At 73.7% G+C, this 18,195-nt stretch carries 13 protein-coding genes; 3 read left to right on the plus strand and 10 right to left on the minus strand.

From position 1 onward, the window contains the following. Position 1: 1 nt before the first annotated feature. Positions 2-2,602 carry a LuxR C-terminal-related transcriptional regulator gene (locus tag ACFQ8Y_RS06805; RefSeq protein ID WP_430585000.1) on the minus strand — a complete coding sequence of 867 codons (2,601 nt, stop codon included), beginning with the start codon at positions 2,600-2,602 and terminating at the stop codon, positions 2-4. Between the two features lie 300 nt (positions 2,603-2,902). Between ACFQ8Y_RS06805 and ACFQ8Y_RS06810 the strand changes: the two genes are divergently transcribed. Next, positions 2,903-6,067 carry an Ig-like domain-containing protein gene (locus ACFQ8Y_RS06810; RefSeq protein WP_430585001.1) on the plus strand — a complete coding sequence of 1,055 codons (3,165 nt, stop codon included), beginning with the start codon at positions 2,903-2,905 and terminating at the stop codon, positions 6,065-6,067. A gap of 83 nt (positions 6,068-6,150) precedes the next feature. Here the strand turns inward: ACFQ8Y_RS06810 and ACFQ8Y_RS06815 are convergent, their stop codons facing one another. The 4 genes from ACFQ8Y_RS06815 to aceA all read right to left on the minus strand — a co-directional run bounded on the left by ACFQ8Y_RS06815 (position 6,151) and on the right by aceA (position 10,541). After that, entirely contained in the window at positions 6,151-6,279 is a 129-nt protein-coding gene (locus ACFQ8Y_RS06815) for a hypothetical protein (RefSeq protein ID WP_430585002.1), read from the minus strand. 112 nt (positions 6,280-6,391) lie between these two features. After that, entirely contained in the window at positions 6,392-7,318 is a 927-nt protein-coding gene (locus ACFQ8Y_RS06820; protein ID WP_430585003.1) for a DinB family protein, read from the minus strand. A 110-nt stretch (positions 7,319-7,428) separates the two neighbouring features. After that, positions 7,429-9,168: a malate synthase A gene (gene aceB / locus ACFQ8Y_RS06825; RefSeq protein WP_430585004.1), complete on the minus strand. Its 1,740-nt coding sequence runs from the start codon at positions 9,166-9,168 to the stop codon at positions 7,429-7,431. A 59-nt stretch (positions 9,169-9,227) separates the two neighbouring features. Next, the gene (gene aceA / locus ACFQ8Y_RS06830; protein ID WP_430585005.1) at positions 9,228-10,541 is read right to left on the minus strand and encodes an isocitrate lyase; all 1,314 of its coding nucleotides are present in this window, start codon (positions 10,539-10,541) and stop codon (positions 9,228-9,230) included. Positions 10,542-10,691: 150 nt separating this feature from the next. Here aceA and ACFQ8Y_RS06835 point away from each other — a divergent pair, with 150 nt between their 5' ends. Beyond that, positions 10,692-12,191, plus strand: coding sequence for a helix-turn-helix domain-containing protein (locus tag ACFQ8Y_RS06835; RefSeq protein WP_430563844.1), 1,500 nt, complete (start codon positions 10,692-10,694; stop codon positions 12,189-12,191). A 79-nt stretch (positions 12,192-12,270) separates the two neighbouring features. Here the strand turns inward: ACFQ8Y_RS06835 and ACFQ8Y_RS06840 are convergent, their stop codons facing one another. Beyond that, entirely contained in the window at positions 12,271-12,963 is a 693-nt protein-coding gene (locus ACFQ8Y_RS06840) for a helix-turn-helix domain-containing protein (protein ID WP_430585006.1), read from the minus strand. Positions 12,964-13,082: 119 nt separating this feature from the next. On the opposite strand from ACFQ8Y_RS06840, the gene ACFQ8Y_RS06845 reads away from it, so the two are divergent. Next, the gene (locus ACFQ8Y_RS06845) at positions 13,083-14,510 is read left to right on the plus strand and encodes an MFS transporter (RefSeq protein ID WP_430585007.1); all 1,428 of its coding nucleotides are present in this window, start codon (positions 13,083-13,085) and stop codon (positions 14,508-14,510) included. A 12-nt stretch (positions 14,511-14,522) separates the two neighbouring features. On the opposite strand, the gene ACFQ8Y_RS06850 is transcribed toward ACFQ8Y_RS06845, so the two are convergent. The 4 genes from ACFQ8Y_RS06850 to ACFQ8Y_RS06865 are packed head-to-tail and all read right to left on the minus strand — an operon-like array spanning position 14,523 to position 18,141. Then, a complete protein-coding gene (locus tag ACFQ8Y_RS06850) occupies positions 14,523-15,176 on the minus strand; it encodes a 3-oxoacid CoA-transferase subunit B (RefSeq protein ID WP_430585008.1) in 654 nt (217 codons plus the stop codon). A 3-nt stretch (positions 15,177-15,179) separates the two neighbouring features. Further along, positions 15,180-15,995, minus strand: a complete 816-nt coding sequence (locus ACFQ8Y_RS06855; RefSeq protein ID WP_430585009.1) for a CoA transferase subunit A — start codon at positions 15,993-15,995, stop codon at positions 15,180-15,182. Beyond that, positions 15,980-16,759, minus strand: coding sequence for a 3-hydroxybutyrate dehydrogenase (locus ACFQ8Y_RS06860; RefSeq protein WP_430585010.1), 780 nt, complete (start codon positions 16,757-16,759; stop codon positions 15,980-15,982). Before ACFQ8Y_RS06860 ends, ACFQ8Y_RS06855 begins: the two co-directional genes overlap by 16 nt. Beyond that, on the minus strand, positions 16,756-18,141 hold the full coding sequence (locus tag ACFQ8Y_RS06865; RefSeq protein ID WP_430549613.1) for an MFS transporter: 1,386 nt from the start codon (positions 18,139-18,141) through the stop codon (positions 16,756-16,758). The genes ACFQ8Y_RS06860 and ACFQ8Y_RS06865 overlap by 4 nt, the downstream gene beginning before the upstream one ends. Positions 18,142-18,195 lie beyond the last annotated feature (54 nt).

The following is an 18,195-nucleotide window of genomic DNA, read 5'->3' on the forward strand; positions in this document are numbered from 1 at the left end:
CTCAGGTGCCCAGCAGGTCCGGGGTGAGCTCGTTGCGGCTGTCCACGCCGAGCTTCGCGACGACCCGGCCGAGCGTGTTCTGCACGGTGCGGACGCTGAGGTGCAGCTGGCGCGCGATCTCCTCGTTCGAGGTGCCGGCGGAGACGAGCGAGGCGAGCTGCCGCTCGCGGGGCGTGAGCCCCACGGCGCGGTCCACCGGCCGCACGATCGCCCCGGGCTCGCCCCCGTGCCTGCGCACCAGCTCGCGGGCCTCGGCGAGGGTCCGGCGCAGTGCGGTCGCGTCCCCGGTGTCCTGCACGCGGCCGGCGGCGTGCGCGAAGGCGCGGGCGCCGAGGAGGACCTGCCCTTCGGTGACGAGCTGGCGTCCGATGTCGAAGGCCTCCTCCGCGGTCGCGTCCGACGCGTGCGCGAGCTGCACCAGCGCCGACACCAGACGGCAGCTCGTCGAGGAGCGCAGCGAGTCGAGGGTGGCGAGCCGCTCGGCGTCCACGGCGAAGTCCACGGCGAGACTTCCGGCGACGCTGCCCGCCAGGATCGCGCCACGGCCGAACAAGGTCTGGGCCTCCGCCCACAGGTCGTCCGCGGCACGACGGCGGGAATCGGTGGACTCGCCGTGAGCCCGGGTGTCCAGCAGCCCCGCCGCCCAGGTGGGCGTCGTGAAGGGGTAGGGGCCGAGCGTGCCGTGCTGTTGGTACGCCTGCTGCACGAGCACGCTCGCGGACTCCCTCCGCCCTTCCATGGCGGCGAGCGCTGCCGCGACGGACCGGTTCCCGGCCTCGAACTGCCGGTGCAGCGTGGGACGCAGCCCCGTGGAGAGCACCGTCCCGAGATGGGTGTGCAGCTCGCTCATGCGCGCGCCCAGGAAGAGGGCCAGCGACACCACGTAGCCGTGCCCGTGGATCACGTCGGGGTCCAGCTCGGCCCGACCTCGTTCGAGGAGGGCCCGCGAGACCTTCAGGGCCTCGTCGTGCCGGCCGGCCGCGACGAGGGCGACCCCGCGGACGACGCCGGACCACACGGTCTGCTCGACGTCCTGACCAGGGGCCGACGCCGCGTCCCAGGCGAGCGCCCCGTCCGCGTCGGCGGACGCGAGCCGGCGCTGGGTCTCGACCCGCTCCACCGTCTGGCGTGCCACCTCGGGCACCGCTGGGGCGTCCAGCTCCTGGGCGCCGAAGGGCACCCGGTCGTGCAGGATCCGCAGCCGGCGCTCCTCGGCCTCGAGCCACGGCGCGAGGTCGCCCGCCGTCGCCCGCGCCACGGCGAGGGTCGCAAGAGCGCCCGACAGGTCGTCGTCCACCTCGGCCGCGACGTTCGCGCACCAGATGGTCCATCGGGTGCGCCAGACCGGGTCGTCGCCCGGGGGCGTCGCGTCGATGACGGCGTGGACGGAGGCGGAGTCCGCAGCCCCGATCACCAGCGTGCGGATGTAGGGGATCGCCGTCTTCGGCGACGGGCCCGCCTCCCACTCGTGCCGGCGGGTGAGCGTCGAGCGGTACCACTCCTCGGCGAAGAGCCGGTTGAGCACCGTGCCCGCCTCCTCAGGTCCCTCGCCCGAGAGGAACGGGTCGACGAGGGTCGAGGGGAGCGGAAGGCGCACCGGCAGCGGGCGGTCTATCGGGGCCGGGCGGCCCTCGGGACGCACGGCCCCCAGCCGCTCGTCGAGCTCGAAGCGGCGGATGCGGGGCAGGACGTGGCGGAGGTACTCGGCGACGGCGTGCGGGAAGAGGCCGACGACGAGATCCTCGCCCCGGGTCCCGTACCGGAGCAGGCCAGCTGCCTCGAGCTCCGCCAAGGCTTCCGTGGACGTGAGATCTCGAGCAGTGGCGACCGGCAGCGTGCCGGCGACCGCGAGAGTCTCGATCGCGGAGCGGGCGTGGGCGCCGAGCCCGTCGAGGAAAGGCTCGAGCGCAGGTGCCAGCTCGAGTGAGAACAGGTCGCCGTCGAGGTGCCAGGTCCCGTGATCCTGCCGCACGTCGCCTCGCCGCTGGGCGATCGACAGCATCGCCAGCGCGAGCCGCGGCAGGCCGCCCGACATGGTGAACAGCCTTCCCGTGAGCGACGCGGACACGGAGCCGGGCAGCACGCCGGCGACGAGGTCCTGCAGCGCGTCCAGGCCGAGGGCCGACAGGGTGACCCGGGTCGCCGGCTGGAGGTCGACCCCGGGAATGAGGTGCGCGCCGCGGCGGGGGCGTGAGGTCGTCAGGATCGGGAACGCGTGGCGCGCGTGCGTCGCCGCGACGACACCCGCCGACGTCTCGTCGATCGCGTCGACGTCGTCGATGACGAGGACCGCGCGGTGCGGCGCGAGCGCTGCCTCGAGCTGCGCGGACGCCACGGCCACGGCAGAGCTGCTGCGCGCGTCCGAGCGGGGGACCAGACCGGCGAGGGCGAGCACCTCGAGCGGGCGGTTCTGGAGCACACGGACCCCGTAGACGCGCAGCACCGTCCAGCCGGCGTCCTCCAGCGCGGCGGCGACCGCGCCGGCGAGAGTGCTGCGGCCCGAGCCCGGAAGGCCCACGATCTCGACGCTCGTGCCCGCCTGCAGCTGTCTGACGATGCCGTCGCGCATCCCCCGGTGCAGCAGTTCGGGTCCGGTGGCCACGGCCACACGCTAGCCGCGGCGGGACGGCACGGCGCGGGGAGGCTCGCACGCCCGGCCTGCACGGGTCGGCCCCACGGCGCACGGCGGCGTCGCTCGGCGCACGACCAGGCGGCCATCGAGGCACGTGCTGCGAGCAACCGGTCGTGCATCGCGCATCGGCGCCTTGAATCGATTCGAGGCCGCGCCCCCGAACGCGAGGGCAGCAGGCCGCCACAGACGTCGCGAGGGAGAGCCCTCGCAGGACAGGAAGAGAACACCATGTCGAACAGAACGACGCGTCCGGTCCGCAACGGCCGGCGCATGGCACGTGCGGCGGGAAGCTCGTTCCTCGCGGCAAGCATCGCGCTCTCGGGCGTGGCGCTCGGCGCCGGCGCACAGGCCGACGATGGCGCCACCGCGACCAGCACGGCGGACGAGGCCCCCGCCGACGGGTCGGGCGAGGACGGTTCCGCCAGCGGCGGTTCATCGTCCGACGAGGCCCCGGCGACCGAGACCCCCGAGCCGGAGACTTCGGAGCCCGAGACCCCGGAGCCCGAGACCCCGGAGTCGGCGGCCCCCGAGGCTCCGGCGAGCAGCTCGTCGAAGGACGACGGGACGTCGGCCGGCTCGACCGATCAGAAGGCCACCACGCAGCGCGCCCCGGAGAAGACGGAGGACGCACAGACGCAGGAGAAGCAAGCCCGGGCCACCGTCAGCGTCGACGACGTGACGGTCGAGGAGGGGCAGTCGGCGAGGGTGTCCGGCACGACCACCCAGGCTGGCACCGGTTTCGAGACACGCGTCCACCTCTACAAGAACGGGATTCGCGTTGCGTCCAGGACGGTCGACGCCAGGCAGTGGACGGCCGACTTCGGGACCAACCTCGCGCCCGGAACCTACACGGTGAGGGCAACGACCTACCAGTGGTACCTCCTCGGCTGGAGGGAGGTCGGTCACGCCACCGGCAGCCTGTCGGTCACCGAGAAGCAGAAGCTCCCGCCGCAGATCACGGGTACGAGCGTCAAGTCGACCGGCCAGAGCGCGACCGAGCACTACGACGACGAGAAGGTCACGGTGTCGGCGAGCGTCACGAAGGGCTCGGCCGACGTCCAGAGCGCGAAGCTCGTGCTGAACGGCAACTCGTACGACATGGCGTACAGCAACGGCACAGCCACCAAGGCCATGGGCGAGCTGAAGGCTGGCAAGTACTCGGGCACCATCACGGTGACCGACAAGAACGGCAAGACCGACGAGGCGAACGTCAGCTTCGAGGTCAAGAAGGTCGTGCGGCCCGCGATCGACATCACCGGGACCGCCCAGATCGTCGAGGGCGACACCGCGACGATCTCCGGCACCTCGACGCAGGGCCGTGACGGCGATGGCGTCCGGGTCACTCTGACGAAGGGCCACGTGCAGAAGTCGGGCGAGGCGAAGGTCGCCCCAGACGGCACCTGGACCATCGACATCACGGGGCTCACCGAGGGCGAGTGGCGCGTCACGGCGAAGGTCATCGGCACCAACGCGACCGACACCGCGACGCTCAAGGTCGCCACGCTGGTCAAGCCGTCGGTGAGCGCGCCCAAGGTCTCCTCGGACGGCGCGGACGGTCACTGGTCGGACGAGACGTTCACGTTCTCCGGCACCGCGACCAAGGGTTCCCACGACCTCCAGAAGGTCCAGGTGAGGATCGACAACGGCCAGTGGCAGGACGTCTCGGTCGGTGCCGACGGCACGTGGACCCTGTCGAAGGACGGCCTCCAGGGCGGCAATCACACCGTGTCCGTCCGGGCGGTGGACGTCAAGGACAACGTGTCCCCGGTCCAGCAGAAGCAGTTCGAGGTCAAGAAGTACGAGGCGCCCACGGTCTCCGTGGACGGTGGCTCGGTGATCGAGGGCCGGTCGGTCGAGCTCGACGGACACGTGACCGGTGGGTCCCCGCAGGTCCCGTCGGGTTCGACGGTGTCGGTGACCCTCACTCAGGGTGACGACGTGCGGACCCTGACGGCGACGACCGGCTTCCGCGGCAGCTTCGAGGTCGACACCCCGACGGACCTGGCGCCGGGCACGTACTCGGTCGTCGCGTCGGTGACGGACGGTCGCGGCGCGGTCGTGAAGTCGAAGGCGGCCAAGCTCAAGGTCGTCGCGAAGGCGGCGGTCGAGGCCACGGCCACGGCCCAGGCCGATGCGGACAGCGGGACCGTCCGGGTCTCCGGCACGGTGACCTACACGGGCCCGGACGGGGCCACGGTCACCATCGTCAACCCCTGGGGCGAGAACCTCGTCACGACGGGCGTCGGCAACGGGGACGTCCTGGAGTACGAGTTCGACTCGGGCAAGGCCTGGATCAGCGCCGGCGTGATCGACGTGATCGCCTCCGTGGGCTCGCACCCGACGGGCCAGCGCGTCACGGCCGAGGCTCCTTACCAGGAGGCCGACGCCGTCGAGGTCACCGGCACGGTGGTCGCGGAGTCGTCGCTGGACGCGCACGGCGAGGTCATCCTCGCGGGCACGTTCACCAACACGAGCTCGGGTGCGGTCAAGGCCGTGCTGAGACTTCCGGACGGCACGACGATCGACCTCGGCTTGGTCCGCGCCGGCGAGGAGGTGCCCTGGCAGAAGCTTCTGACGGGGATCCGCAGCGTCGAGGCGGGTGACGTGACGGTCGACATGACCCGCGTGGTCCGCGACGGCCGCCAGGTGCAGAAGTTCACCGGTACGGCCTCGGGTGCGTACGCGGCGATCGGGTACGTGGCCCCGCAGATCCAGATCACCACCCCGAAGCACGGCACGACGTTCACCACGGACGACGCGGTGCAGGTCGGCTCGGCCCTCACCAAGGGGTCCCACGGGATCCAGTCCGTGACCATCACGGCGGTACGGGACTCCGGCGAGCAGTTCGTGCGGAGCCTGAAGGTCGCCGAGACCGACAGCCCGGTCGCCCGGGCCGCGGCACAGGCGACGACCTACGACGCCCTGTTCCGTGACCTGCCGGTGGGTTCGTACGAGGTGACGGCCACGGCCGTCGACTCGACGGGCGAGGTGGTCGACGACTCGGTGACCATCGAGGTCACCCGGGCGAAGGGTCCGGGCGGTGACGACGGCACCGACGGCACCGACGGCACCGACGGCACCGACGGCACCGACGGCACCGACGGCACCGACGGCACCAACGGCGCTGACGGTGAGAACGGCACCAACGGCACCGACGGTGCTGGTAGCGCCGGTGGCACGGACGGATCGAGCGCCGGCACGGTCGGATCGCTCGCCGGCTCGGGTCTCGGTTCGGGCGGCTCGGACGGCGGCTCCGGTGCTGTGGAGTCCGGTGTGGTGGGCTCCGGCTCGCAGGACGCGACCACCGGCACCAGCGGGACGCTGCCGCGGACCGGCATGGACACCGGAGGCCTGCTGGCCCTGGTCGGTGCGCTGCTCGCCTCGGGCCTGGCGGCCCTGGGCATCCGGCGCCGCAAGGGCCACACCGAGGCGTGACCCTCGGGGGATCTGAGCCCATCGGCTGAGACCCATCTGCGAAGCCCCCGCCACGGGAGACCGTGGCGGGGGCTTCGTGCTGCTCACGCCCCGTCGAGCACCAGCGGCCGCACCTGGCCGCCCGCCGCGACGAAGAACCCGCGCAGCCGTACGCCCTGGGCGTCGGCCTGCTCGCGCAGGTCGCGGTTCCAGGCGCCGTCACCCTGCCGCACCGGAGAGGCCGCCCGCCGTGGTGATCCACAGGCCACACCACCCCCCCGCTTCCGAGCATGCGGTGGCGCACGTTCTGAGCGCTCAGAAGGTGCGCCACCGCATGCTCGGCGGTCAGGGGGTGAGCACCTCGGCCAGCTCCGTGCGGCCGAGGAATCCCGCCCAGCCGGCCGGGGTCGTCCCGAAGCGGCCGTCGACGGCCGCGGGGTCGGCGCCGTGGTCGAGCAGCCGCCGGGCGTCGCCCGGGGTGCCGGTGGTGGCCGCGAAGTGCAGCGCCGTGGAGCCGTCGTCGGCCGCGACCGTGACCGGGAAGCCGCGCTCCACGAGCGACCGGACCGCGTCCCAGCGGCCCAGCCCGGCCAGCTCGACGACCAGAGTCGGGTGCCGGTCGGGCAGGTCGCCCAGCCCGCCGTCGAGCCGGAGCATCCGCTCGAGGTCGGCCGAGCTGCCGCCGAGCGCCGTCGCGACGAGGGGGTCGCGGCGCTGACTCTGCGCGCGGTAGAGGTCGCGCAGCAGGCAGATCTCGGCGCCGTGCGCCATCGCCTCGCGGTTGAGGTGCACGACGAGGGCGGCGAGCGAGTCCTCCGCGTACGGCCCGCCGCGGGGCCCGAGCGGCGCGGCGAGCGCGTCGTCGTCGAGCCGCGAGAGGTGATCGCGCCACAGCCCGTACCCCTCGCGCAGGAGGTCGAGGCCGCCGCCGGCGGTCAGCGGGAGGGGCTCCGGCCAGTGCCGTGCGTCGAACATGTCGGCGTCCGCGGGGGCGGGCGTGGGGCCGAAGAGCGCGCGGCCCCGCTTGCCCCAGACGTCGCGCCCCAGGTGCGCGCAGCGCCACGCGATCGTCGTCACCGGCGGCACGGGCGGGTCCACCGGCGTCAGCTCGATCCGGACGGTGCCCGCGTCGTCACGCCGCAGGCTCCATGCGCCGTCGACCGGCTCCCAGAGATACTCGTCATCCGTCAGGCCATGCAGCCGCGGCCACAGGTGCACGTCCCAGTAGAACTCGACCTGGCCCAGCAGGAGCTCGCGCAGCGTCGTCGTCATCCCTCGATCCTGCCCGAGGCAACGCCGAACAGGCGGTTGCCACCGTTGTCGGCCCCGCTGGGTCGCGATCACGGTGTCAACCGCCTGTTCGGCGACAGACGGGAGGGCGCTCAGCCGGCCAGGTAGCGGGCGTACGCGCCGGTGGTGAGGAACGGCGGGAACTCCTCGCCCAGGGCCACCTCGCGGAACAGTGCCGCGGCGTCCTCGAAGCGGTCGCCGGCGAACCGGGGCAGGCCGCGCAGGACGTCGCGCAGCACGGCCTCGCAGCGCACGCGGGTGATGGGCAGGCCGTCGTCCGTCGTCGTGCCCGACGCGACCCACTGCCACACCTGCGACCGGGAGATCTCGGCCGTGGCCGCGTCCTCCATGAGGTGGTCGATCGCCGCCGCGCCGGTGCCGCGCAGCCACGACTCGATGTACCGCAGCCCCACGGACACGTTGGTGCGCAGCCCGCCCGCCGTCACGGTGGCGCCCCCGCGCCGGGCGGAGGCGACGTCGAGCAGCTCCGCCTGCCCCACCTCGACGTCGTCGCGCAGGCGGTCGGTCTGGTTCTCGCGGTCGCCGAGCACCTCGTCGAAGGCCCCGCGCGCCACCTCGACCAGGTCCGGGTGGGCCACCCAGGTGCCGTCGAAGCCGTCGTGGGCCTCGCGCGTCTTGTCGGCCCAGACCTGCTCGACGGCGCGCTCGGTCACCTCGGGGGAGCGGCGGTCGGGGATGAAGGCGCTCATGCCGCCGATGGCGTGCGCCCCGCGCTTGTGGCACGTGGCGACCAGCAGCTCCGTGTACGCCCGCATGAACGGCGCGGTCATCGTCACCTGCCCCCGGTCGGGCAGCACGTACGACGATCCCCGCTTCCGGAAGCACTTGATCACGCTGAACAGGTAGTCCCAGCGCCCCGCGTTGAGGCCGGCGCAGTGGTCGCGCAGCTCGTAGAGGATCTCCTCCATCTCGAACGCGGCCGGCAGCGTCTCGATGAGGACGGTCGCGCGGATGGTGCCGCGCGGGAGGCCGAGCGCCTCCTGCGCCGCCTCGAAGACCTCGTTCCACAGCCGCGCCTCGCGGTAGCCCTCGAGCTTCGGCAGGTAGAAGTACGGCCCCCGGCCCCGGGCGACCAGCTCGTGCGCGTTGTGGAACAGGTACAGGCCGAAGTCCACCAGCGAGCCCGACGCCGGCTGGGTCGAGCCGTCCGGCCCGGTGTACGCCAGGTGCGACTCGAACAGGTGCCAACCGCGCGGGCGGAACACGATCGTCGGCAGCCCGGTGAGGTCGGTGGAGCGCAGCGCGTACTGCTTGCCCGCCGGGTTGGTGAACGTCAGCGTGCCGCGGATCGCGTCGCGCAGGGCGAGCTGCCCCTCCACCACGTTGCGCCACGTCGGGGACTGCGCGTCCTCGGCGTCGGCCAGCCAGCACCGGGCGCCCGAGTTCAGCGCGTTGATCGTCATCTTCGGGTCCGTCGGGCCCGTGATCTCGACCCGTCGGTCGCTCAGCCCCGGCGCCCCGGCCGCGCCCGCGACCCGCCAGGACGGGTCGTCGCGCACGGGCCGGGTGGCGGGGTTGAAGTCCGGGTCCTCGCCGTCCGCGACGCGTCGCATCCGCCGCTGCCGCTCCAGCAGCAGCCCGGTGCGGTCGTCGGCGAACCGGTCGTGCAGCATTGCCAGGAACGCCAGCGCCTCCGGGGTGAGGATCTCCTCGTCGCGCGCCTCCAGCGGGGCGGTGACGGTGAGGTGCCCCTCCGCGAGCGACGTCCCGCCCCAGACGAACGGGTCGGTCGCGGTGTCGGCGAGGGGGGTGCCGACGGCGGGCGCGACGGCGGGCACCGGGGCGGTGGTCGGGGACGTGAGCGTGGTCATGGCGTGCCTCCGGTCTGTCGGGGCTGAGCGGGTGGGGGAGGTTCAGAGCCTCGCGGCTCTCAGAACTGCGCGGCCTCGGTGGAGCCGGCGAGCGCGAGGGTGGCGGCGTCGGGGTTGAGCGCCGTCGACACGCGGTCGAAGTAGCCGGTGCCGACCTCGCGCTGGTGCCTGGTCGCGGTGTAGCCGCGCTCCTCGGCGGCGAACTCGGCCTCCTGGAGCCGCACGTAGGCGGACATCTGCTCGCGGGCGTAGCCGTGGGCGAGGTCGAACATCGAGTAGTTGAGGGCGTGGAAGCCGGCCAGCGTGATGAACTGGAACCGGAAGCCCATCGCACCGAGCTCGCGCTGGAACTTCGCGATCGTGTCGTCGTCCAGGTGCTTCTTCCAGTTGAACGACGGCGAGCAGTTGTAGGCCAGCATCTGGTCCGGGAAGTCGGCCTTGACGGCCTCGGCGAACTTCCGCGCGAGCTCGAGGTCGGGGGTGCCCGTCTCCATCCAGATGAGGTCGGCGTACGGGGCGTAGGCCTTGGCCCGGGCGATGCACGGCTCGACGCCGTTGCGCACCTCGTAGAAGCCCTCGCCCGTGCGGCCGCCGGTGAGGAAGGGGCGGTCGCGCTCGTCGACGTCGGAGGTGATCAGGGTGGCGGCCTCGGCGTCGGTGCGGGCGATCACCACGGACGGCACGTCGGAGACGTCCGCCGCGAGGCGCGCGGCGTTGAGGGTGCGCACGTGCTGCTGGGTCGGGATGAGCACCTTGCCGCCCAGGTGGCCGCACTTCTTCTCGCTGGCGAGCTGGTCCTCCCAGTGCACGCCCGCGGCGCCCGACGCGATCATCGACCGCATCAGCTCGTACGCGTTGAGCGGCCCGCCGAACCCGGCCTCGGCGTCCGCCACGATCGGGGCGAGCCAGTCGCGCGTCGGGGCGCCGTTCTCGGAGACGTCGATCTGGTCGGCGCGCAGCAGGGCGTTGTTGATGCGGCGCACGACGGCGGGCACGGAGTTCGCCGGGTAGAGCGACTGGTCGGGGTAGGTCTGGCCCGCCAGGTTCGCGTCGCCGGCCACCTGCCAACCGGAGAGGTAGATCGCCTGCAGGCCCGCCTTGACCTGCTGCACGGCCTGGTTGCCGGTCAGCGCGCCGAGCGCGTTGATGAAGTCCTCCTCGTGCAGCTGGCGCCACAGCCGCTCGGCGCCGCGCCGGGCCAGCGTGAACTCCTCGCCGACCGACCCGCGCAGCGCGACGACGTCCTCCGCGGTGTAGTCGCGGCTGATGCCGTCCCAGCGCGGGTCGGTGGCCCACTGCTCGGCGAGCTGCGTGGCCGTCTGGGCCTGGTCGCCGGCGCGGGTGGTGCTGCGGGAGTCGAGGATGGCGGTCATGTCGAGCCTCTTTCGTGTGTCTCGGTCGTCGGTGGCGGTGCCGATGACCACGACCCTCGCGTGCCGTGCCACCCCGCGGCCAGGAATTCTGAGGAGAAATTCCGGGGTTCTTCTCCTGGACGGAAGGTGTGGCACGTGTCACCCTCGAGCATGGCCATCTCGACCGACCCCCGGCCCGGTACCCGGGACGACGCGACGCTGCCGATCGACCAGGAGGCCGACGCCCTGACGATCGGCCGCCGCATCCGGCACCTGCGCACCCGCCGCGGCATGACCCTGGAACAGCTCGGAGAGGCCATCGGACGTGCGCCGTCGCAGGTCTCGATGCTCGAGAACGGCAAGCGCGAGCCCACGATCGCGCGCCTGCAGGCGGTGGCCCGCGCCCTCGGCGCGAGCGTGGAGGACCTGCTCTCCGCCCAGGCGCCGTCGCACCGGGACGCGCTCGAGATCGAGTTGGAGCGCGTGCAAAGGGGGTCGCTCTTCTCCGCGCTCGGCGTGCACCCTGTGAAGGTCGGCAAGTCCCTCCCGACCGACGCGCTCGAGGCGATCGTGGGCCTGCAACGCGAGCTGGAGCGGCTGCACTCCGAGCGCGCGCTGACCCCGGAGGAGGCGCGCCGGGCGAACACGGAGCTGCGCGCCGACATGCGCGCGCAGGACAACTACTTCCCCGACCTGGAGATCGTCGCGCGCGGCCTGCTCGACGACGTCGGGCACGGTCGCGGCCCGCTGCCGCAGCGGGCGGTGGGGGAGCTCGCCGCCCACCTCGGCTTCTCGATCCACTACGAGCCGGACCTGCCGCAGTCCACGCGCGCCGTCATCGACCAGCTCCACCGGCGCGTCTACCTGCCGAGCAACGGGATCCGCGGACGGTCGGAGGCGCGCTCCGCGGTGCTGCAGGCGCTCGCGTCGCACGTGCTGGAGCACGCCGAGCCGCGCGACTACCGCGAGTTCCTGCGCCAGCGCGTCGAGGCCAACTACCTGTGCGCGGCGCTGCTGGTGCCCGAGCGTGACGCGGTCAAGCAGCTGCGCGAGGCGAAGGAGCGGCGGTCGATCTCGCTGGAGGACCTGCGAGACGCGTTCGCCGTCTCCTACGAGACGGTGGCGCACCGCTTCACGAACCTGGCGACCCGGCACCTGGGCATCCCGGTGCACTTCATGAAGGTCCACGAGTCGGGGTCGATCCACAAGGCGTACGAGAACGACGGCGTGCGGTTCCCTGCCGATCCGCTGGGCACCGTGGAGGGGCAGCACGTGTGCCGACACTGGACGGCGCGGGTGGTGTTCGGTATCGCCGACCGGCTCAGCCCGTACTACCAGTACACGGACACGCCGACCGGCACGTACTGGTGCACCTCCCGGGTGCAGGACACGCCCGACGGGCGGTTCTCCGTGAGCGTCGGCGTGCCGTACGCGCAGGTCAAGTGGTTCCTGGGGCGGGAGACGACGGCGCGCAGCACGTCGCGCTGCCCGGACGAGAGCTGCTGCCGGCGGCCGGCCGAGCCGCTCGCCCGCCGCTGGGGCGGGCACGCGTTCCCGAGCGCCCGCCCGCACGCGTCGATGCTGGCGGCGATGCCGTCCGGCGCGTTCCCCGGCGTGGACACGACCGAGGTCTACGAGTTCCTGGAGCGGCACGCGCCCGGGGACGAATGACGCCGACCATGCGGTTGCGCACGTTCTGAGCAGGCATTCCGTGCGCAACCGCCTGCTCGGCGCGCGGTCGTGGTGCCGCTCAGTCGTGCCAGGCGCCGACCCACTCGTCCCAGCTCGGGCCGTCGCCGATCCCGGCGCCGTCGAGGCCGGCGTCCTCGCCCGCCCGGGAGCGCAGCCCGGCCAGGACGAGCCGGAGGTAGCGCAGGTGCAGGGCGTCCGCCTCGGCGCGGGGGAAGGGGAGCGCGGGGCGCAGGTGCAGCAGGAGCTGCATGACGTCCGCGGTGGTGAACCCGGTCGGCAGCAGGCCCGCGGCGCGGTCGTACGCGACCAGCCGCTCGAGGCCGACGCGCAGGTCGCGGGTCGCCGCGGCGAGGTCGGCGGGGAGGGGCCCGCCGGCTCCCGGCGGCCGGAGGATGGGGCCGGACGCGCCGGTGATCTGCCGCGCGAGGAACGTGCCGACGGCGCCGTCGGCCTCGGGCACCGCGTCGGTCCCGCACTGGTCCGCCACCTCGGTCGCGAGCCGCGCCGCCCCGCGCACCGCCTGCACGTGGAGCGCCTCGACCAGGGCCTCCTTGGTGGGGTAGCGGCGGTAGACCGAGCCGACGCCGACGCCCGCGTGCCGGGCGACGTCGGCCATGGAGGCGCCGTGCCCCTGGGCCGCGAAGACCTCGCGCGCCGCAGCGAGCACGGCGGTGTCGTTGGCGCGCGCCTCCCGCAGCCGGCCGGGGAGCGGTCGGTCGTCGGCGCGGTCGTCGGCGGGGGCGGAGGGCATGGCCTCACGGTAGCCGCCTTCCCGGTGCTAGAGTGAATCGGAACGAGCATTCCGTTCCGTTTCGATCGGCCACGCGCGACGAGGCGCAGCCACCCCCACCACAGAGAGCGAGCACGACCGTGCCTCCGTCCCGCCCGGCGCCCGACGCCGCCCCCGGCCAGCCCGCCGACGCCACCGTCGTGCGGCACCCCGGCCGCGTGACCTTCGCGCTGAGCGCCGCCGTGCTCGCCTTCTCCCTGATGCAGACGCTCGTCGTCCCGGCGCTGCCGACGCTCGGCCGCGAGCTCGGTGCGACCGCGCAGGGCACCGGCTGGATCCTCACGGCGTTCCTGCTCGCCGGGGCGGTCCTCGCGCCCGTGGTCGGCAACCTCGGCGACCGGTTCGGGCACCGTCGCGTGCTGCTCGGCACCATCGTCGTGTTCGCCGCGGCGACCCTCGTGGCGGCCGCCGCCCCGACGCTCGGCGTCCTGCTCGCCGCCCGCGTGGTGCAGGGCGTGAGCACCGCGACCTTCCCGCTGGCCCTGGCGCTCGCGCGGTCCGTGCTGACCGGGCCGCGGCTCGCGGCAGCGTTCGGGTGGATCCCCGGGATGATCGGCCTCGGCGCGGGCGCCGCGCTCGTCGTGGGCGGCGTGGTCGTCGACGCCCTCGGCTGGCGCTGGCTGTTCGTCCTCGGCGCCGTCCTGATCCTCGGCTCGGGCGCGCTGGTGGCCGCGTGGGTGCCGCGCGGCGGCGCGCCCGCCGTGCGGCGCCGGACCGACTGGCCCGGCATCGCGCTGCTCGCGGGCGGCCTCGTCGGCGTGCTGCTCGCCGTCTCGCAGGGCGGCGCGTGGGGCTGGACCTCCGCGCGGACCCTCGTCGTCGGCCTGGTCGGCGTGGCGCTGCTCGCCGTGCTGGTGCTCGTCGAGCGTACCACGGCGGCCCCCGTCGTGGACGTGCGCACCTTCCGCCACGGCCCGATCGTGCTCGTCAGCCTGCTCACCGTGGCCGTGGGCTTCGTGCCCTACGTCTGCTACGTCGCGCTCCCGCTCCTCCTGCAGGCGCCCGCGGGTACCGGGTACGGCCACGGGATGAGCGTCACCGTGTCCGGCCTGGCCATGCTCCCCAGCGCCGTGCTCGTCTTCCTCGGCGGCCGCGCCACGCCGGCCCTGGTGCGGCGGATCGGCCCGGGCGGCACCGGGGCGCTCGCCGCGGGGGTCATGGCCGTCGGCGCGGTCGGCCTGGCGCTCTGGCCCGCGACGCCGTGGGCCGTCGTCGTGGCGTTCTCCGTGCTCGGCCTCGGCAACGGCATCGGGTACGCGATCTGCGCGCAGCTCGTCGTGACCTGGTCGCCGCCCACGGAGACGGGCGCGGCGACCGGCCTCAACAGCGTCGTGCGCACCGTGGGCTCCGCGGCGGCCGCCCCGGTGGTCACGGCCCTCCTGGCGGCCGGCGCGACCGACCCGGCCGGCGCCTACTCGGCCGCGTTCTGGGTCGCGACCGTGGTCAGCGTGGTCGGCGTCCTGGTCGCCCTCGTGCTCGTGGCCCGCTCGCGACGGGCCGCCGCCTGAGAGCTGGGCGGCTCACGCGGCCCGCACGGCGTCGAGGGACACCGTGAGGGGGGCGCCGGTGGCCGCCACGACGTCGTCGACGGAGACGCCGGGCGCGAGCTCGCGGAGCACGAAGCCCTCGGGGGCGACGTCGAGCACCGCCATGTCGGTGATGACACGGTGCACCACGCCGCGGCCGGTGAGCGGCAGGGTGCACGCGGGCAGCAGCTTGGGGGAGCCGTCGCGGGCGGTGTGCTCCATGAGCACGATCACGCGCCGCGCGCCGTGCACCAGGTCCATCGCGCCGCCGGGTCCCTTGACCATCTTGCCGGGGATCATCCAGTTGGCCAGGTCGCCGGCGGCCGACACCTGCATGCCGCCGAGGATCGCCGCGTCGATCTTGCCGCCGCGGATCATGCCGAAGCTGGTCGCGGAGTCGAAGACGGAGGCGCCGGGCAGCAGCGTCACGGTCTCCTTGCCGGCGTTGATGAGGTCGGGGTCGACGTCGGCCTCGGCGGGGTAGGGGCCGACGCCGAGCAGGCCGTTCTCGGACTGGAGCACGAGGTGCCGGCCGGCGGGCACGTGGTTCGGCACGAGCGTCGGCAGGCCGATGCCCAGGTTCACGTACCAGCCGTCGGCCAGCTCCGCCGCGGCGCGCGCGGCCATCTCGTCGCGGGTGAGCGGCACGGCTCAGCCCTCCTCTCGGCCCGACGTCGCGGTGGACGTCGGGGTGGTGGTGCGCTTCTCGATCCGCTTCTCGCCGCCGGGCACGTGCACCACGCGGTGCACGTACACGCCGGGCAGGTGCACGTCGTCGGGGTCGATCTCGCCGGGCTCCACCAGCTCCTCGACCTGCGCCACGCACACGCGCCCCGCCATCGCGGCGAGGGGGGAGAAGTTGCGGGCCGAACGGTGGAACACGAGGTTGCCGTGCCGGTCGCCCCGCGCCGCGTGCACGAGGGCGTAGTCGGTGGTGATCGCCTCCTCGAGCACGAACTCGGCGTCGGCGCCGTCGCCGGAGGCGAAGGTGCGGACCTCCTTGCGCGGCGAGGCCACCGCGACGCCGCCCGCGCCGTCGTAGCGGCGCGGCAGGCCGCCGTCGGCCACCTGCGTGCCCACGCCGGTGCGGGTCCAGAACCCGGCGATCCCGGCGCCGCCCGCCCGCAGCTGTTCGGCGAGCGTGCCCTGCGGGGTGAGCACCAGCTCGAGCTCGCCGGCGAGGAACTGCCGCTCGAACTCCTTGTTCTCGCCCACGTACGAGCTGGTCATCCTCCGGATGCGCCCGGCGCCCAGCAGCAGGCCGAGGCCCCAGTCGTCGACGCCGCAGTTGTTGCTCACCACGGACAAGCCGGTGGTGCCCTGGGCGAGCAGCGCCTCGATCAGGGCGACCGGGTTGCCGCAGAGACCGAAGCCGCCGACGGCGAGCGAGGCGCCGTCCGGCACGTCGGCGACGGCCTGGGCGGCCGTCGCGACCACCTTGTCGAGCCCGGTCATCGTGCGCTCCATCCGCCGTCGATCGTCCACGAGGCGCCGGTGACCATCGACGCGTCCGGCCCGGTGAGCCACCCCACCAGCGACGCGACCTCCTCCGGCTCCACGAGGCGCTTCACCGCCGGCTCGGCCAGGATCACCCGGGCCAGCACCTCCTCCTCGGGGATCCCGTGCGCGGCGGCCTGGTCGGAGATCTGCGCCTCCACGAGCGGGGTGCGCACGTAGCCGGGGTTCACGCAGACGCTGGTGACGCCGTGCGGCCCGCCCTCGAGCGCGACCGTCTTGGACAGCCCCTCGAGGCCGTGCTTGGCGGAGACGTACGCGGCCTTGAACGGCGAGGCGACGAGCCCGTGCACCGACGAGACGTTGACGACCCGCCCCCACCCGCGGGCGTACATGCGGGGCAGGGCCGCACGTACCAGCAGGAACGGTGCCTCGAGCATGAGGCGGTGGACGAGCCGGAAGTCGTCGGGCGGGAAGTCCTGCACCGGGCTCACGCGCTGGATCCCGGCGTTGTTCACCAGGACGTCGACGTCGAGACGCAGGTCGTCGAGGGCGCGGGAGTCCGCGAGGTCGACGACCCACGCCTCGCCGCCGAGCTCGTCGGCGAGGCGCTTCGCGCCGTCGGGCTCCACGTCCGCGACGACCACCTCGGCGCCGCGCGCGGCGAGCTCCCGCGCGCAGGCCGCGCCGATGCCGGAGGCGCCGCCGGTGACCAGGGCCCGACGCCCGGCGAGCGTGCGCTCGCCGGGCGACGGGCGGGTGGAGCCGCCCGTCATGCCGCCGCCCCGGCGGTCTCGCGGTCGCGGGCGTCGAGGTCGCGCAGGGAGATGCCGCGGGTCTCGCGCATGCTCAGCACGGCCACGGTGGTGATCGCGCCGGCCACGAGCAGGTAGACGGCGGTGGGCCACCACGAGCCGGTGGTCTTGAGCCAGGTGGTGGCGAGGATCGGGGCCAGCGAGCCGGCGACGATCGACGTCACCTGGTAGGAGATCGACACCCCCGAGTACCGCATCCGGGTCGGGAACATCTCGGCCATGATGGCGGGCTGCCCGGCGTACATGAGCGCGTGGAACAGCAGGCCGACCATGATGACGACGAGCGCCACGACGGTGCTCCTCGTGCCGAACGCGGGGAACGCCCACAGGCCCCAGGTGCCGCCCAGGATCGCGCCGGCGAGGTACACGGGCTTGCGGCCGAGGCGGTCGGCCAGGCGCCCGACCCACAGGATCACGACGAAGTGGAAGGCGTGGGCGATCGCGACGACGCCGAGGATCGACGCCGTGTCCATCCCGAGCCCGGTGCCGAGGTAGACGATCGAGAAGCTCACCACCAGGTAGTACATGATGTTCTCCGCGAACCGCAGGCCCATGCCGGTGAGCACGCCGCGCGGGTACCGCCGGACGACGTCGCGGACGCCGTAGCCCGACGTCGTGCCCTCCTCGAGCTCGGCCTTCGCCTCCTCGAAGATGGGGGCGTCGGTGATGGTGGTGCGGATCCAGTAGCCGACCAGCACGACGACGGCCGACAGCCAGAAGGCGACGCGCCAGCCCCAGGAGAGGAACGCGGCGTCGGACAGCGTGGTGGACATGATCCACAGCACGGCGGTCGCGAGCAGGTTGCCCACCGGCACGGCGGCCTGCGGCCACGCGGCCCACTGGGCGCGGCTGCGGTCCGGCGCGTGCTCCGCGACGAGCAGTACGGCGCCGCCCCACTCGCCGCCGAGCGCGATGCCCTGCACGAAGCGCAGCAGCACGAGCAGGGCGGGCGCCGCGAGGCCGATCGCGTCGTAGCTCGGCAGGCAGCCCATGAGCACGGTCGCGGCGCCGATCATCATGATCGTGACCTGGAGGGTGTGCTTGCGGCCCAGCCTGTCGCCGAGGTGCCCGAAGATCACGCCGCCCAGCGGACGGGCCAGGAAGCCGATCGCGTACGTGACGAAGGCGGCGATGATGCCGTCGTACTGGTTGCCCATGGCGGGCATCAGCACCTTGTCGAACACGAGCGCCGCGGCGGTCGCGTAGAGGAAGAAGTCGTACCACTCGACGACCGTGCCGGCCATCGAGGCGGACACGATCCTGGTGAGCAACGAGCGGTCGCTGCCGCCGTCGCCCGTGCCGTGCGTCGCGCCGTCCGGCGCCGTGCTCTGGCCCGCGGCCATGGTTCCTCCGTGTCGTCGTTGACACCGTGGCGTCGTCGCCACCTGACGCCGAGG

Origin of the sequence: Isoptericola sp. NPDC056605 (assembly GCF_042792795.1) — a bacterium.
GTDB lineage: Bacteria > Actinomycetota > Actinomycetes > Actinomycetales > Cellulomonadaceae > Isoptericola.